Source organism: Dietzia massiliensis (assembly GCF_018390595.1).
Classification (GTDB): domain Bacteria; phylum Actinomycetota; class Actinomycetes; order Mycobacteriales; family Mycobacteriaceae; genus Dietzia; species Dietzia massiliensis.
The window spans coordinates 1-410 of the sequence record NZ_JAHBAV010000244.1 but is presented as its reverse complement, the minus strand read 5'-3'; the positions used below and the strand labels follow the sequence as shown (position 1 = coordinate 410).

The window sequence follows — 410 nt, the reverse complement described above, 5'->3', positions numbered from 1 at the left end:
GAGGAGATGCTGGCATGATCCGTGAAGAACGTTTGCTGAAAGTGCTGCGTGCACCGCACGTATCTGAAAAAGCATCCGCTGCGATGGAAAAAAGCAACACCATCGTTCTCAAAGTTGCCAAAGACGCGACCAAAGCAGAAATTAAAGCTGCAGTGCAGAAACTGTTTGAAGTCGAAGTCGAAGACGTGAACACCCTGGTAGTTAAAGGGAAAGTGAAGCGTCACGGTCAGCGTGTTGGTCGTCGTAGCGACTGGAAAAAAGCTTACGTCACCCTGAAAGAAGGCCAGAATCTGGACTTCATCGGCGGCGCAGAGTAAGTCGGAGGAGTAAGAACAATGGCAATTGTTAAATGTAAACCTACATCTCCGGGTCGTCGCCACGTTGTTAAAGTGGTTAACCCTGAGCTGCAC

The 410-nt window shown here is 49.3% G+C and carries 1 protein-coding gene; it reads left to right on the top strand.

The window, feature by feature from the left end:
* Positions 1–317: 50S ribosomal protein L23 (rplW, locus tag KHA85_RS20445; protein ID WP_498039911.1), on the top strand; the 317-nt coding region annotated here is incomplete at its 5' end.
* Positions 318–410: the final 93 nt, after the last annotated feature.